Source organism: Bacillus sp. RC240 (genome assembly GCF_044907945.1).
Classification (GTDB): Bacteria; Bacillota; Bacilli; order Bacillales; family Bacillaceae_G; genus Bacillus_A; species Bacillus_A mycoides.
The window spans coordinates 1-1,530 of sequence record NZ_JBIYCT010000033.1 but is presented as its reverse complement, the minus strand read 5'-3'; the positions used below and the strand labels follow the sequence as shown (position 1 = coordinate 1,530).

The following is a 1,530-nucleotide window of genomic DNA, read 5'->3' as shown; positions in this document are numbered from 1 at the left end:
CATTTTTTGACATATTTAACATCATCCCTTTTTTTAACTATTGATTAGCATTATAAGCATCTCGTTGTACAAGGCGTTGTCGAACAAAGATTTTTGTCCATATTTGCAATAACAGGAGTAAGTTCTGGAGGCACATCTACTCGGCACCCACTATTTTTTTCAATTCATCTTCATCGACTGAACCAACCAATTCTTTTGTATCAAACTAGCGGATGTGTAATCGGGCACACTGTAGTGAACTTTATGGTTGTAACTGTGTACGGCGTTGGTGCTGTTTCTGGATTCACATCTCCGGCACCCGCTATCTTTTTTAATTCATTTTCATCGATTAAACCAATCAATTCCTTTGTATCTAAATCTTGATTACGTAATTTGTTTAATTTTTCATTTTTAGACATAGCAACCACCTTTTTCAATATTCAGAAAACAGATGTTAGAGTACTTCAAATTTTATTAACAACGGTTGGTGACAGGTTTAGATGTTATAGAAGGTAATTTATGTTGCCTTCTATCTCCAGCATCACCAACCTTTTTTATTCCTTTAATATAAAGCTGTCTGTTTAATCCATTGTAAGACTATTAAAGGCATCATTATTTTCTTGAAATCAAATGATAGCTGAATTTGATCTTCTAACTCTCCATGTATGTGTAATTGCTTTTGTAAGGCTAACATACACTCTGTAGTTTGGCCCTGTAACCTTGGATACATAAATTCTTTTGAATGATGAATGCTTGTACTTTGGTTGATCATATATCCAATAGCTATAGGCCCTTTTTTTTCACCTATTCCTGCTTTAAATTCTTGAATATTGATGGCTTTTAAATGAATAAAATGATCATTATGAAAATCTATTGCATAAGCACCTGGAGTAGATAGACCAGTTACAATATTCGGTTGGAACACAAATAGAATAGGTACCAAAGCTGTAAATGTTTGATTATGAAATGCTTCATATAGAATTTGTGCTAAAGTATCAATATGAATAAATGGTTGAGCTAGACTAATCGATTCTTTTTGGGATGCTTGTTTATTCAATAGTTGTTTGTAAACATGATATGGCAATACGTCTTGTTCATTCGAAAATTCTTGTAAACGTTGATTATTTTCCCTACCAAGATCCAAATGATAATTTATATTGTTTATCATATCTATAGAATTTTTTGTCTCTAGCATCAGATTAACTACCTCCTTGCTATCTAACTTTCTGTACCTAAAATATACGTGTTAATTTATGTTAATAACAATTAGTAAAATTTAATGAAAAATATTATAAGTTACGACTATATTTAAACTTGTTATTTTACATATTTTGAAATGTGAGAAAAATTCAATTATCTATTAGACACTGGGCGATTATAATGCCAATACATATAACACACTTTTTTCTTATTTTATAAAAAGAGAAAAGTATCATCTTTGCTTTCGTTAATTGTTTATAAAACCAATATATAAGGACCCCCACCTAAATACTCCATTTAAGTGGGGGTCCTTATATATACTTTATTATGTAAATATGTATTAAACTTGAG

At 30.6% G+C, this 1,530-nt stretch carries 2 protein-coding genes; both read right to left on the bottom strand.

What is annotated here, in order from left to right; genetic code table 11:
- Positions 1-200: 200 nt before the first annotated feature.
- The gene (locus ABH955_RS29135) at positions 201-398 is read right to left on the bottom strand and encodes a class II lanthipeptide, LchA2/BrtA2 family (RefSeq protein ID WP_404458433.1); all 198 of its coding nucleotides are present in this window, start codon (positions 396-398) and stop codon (positions 201-203) included.
- 143 nt (positions 399-541) lie between these two features.
- Positions 542-1,174, bottom strand: a complete 633-nt coding sequence (locus ABH955_RS29130) for a hypothetical protein (protein ID WP_404458436.1) — start codon at positions 1,172-1,174, stop codon at positions 542-544.
- Between the last annotated feature and the right edge of the window lie 356 nt (positions 1,175-1,530).

Excerpts from the sequence above, each read along its gene's own strand:
- ABH955_RS29135 (WP_404458433.1), bottom strand. The coding sequence starts at position 398 with ATGTCTAAAAATGAAAAATTAAACAAATTACGTAATCAAGATTTAGAT.
- ABH955_RS29130 (WP_404458436.1), bottom strand. The coding sequence starts at position 1,174 with ATGCTAGAGACAAAAAATTCTATAGATATGATAAACAATATAAATTAT.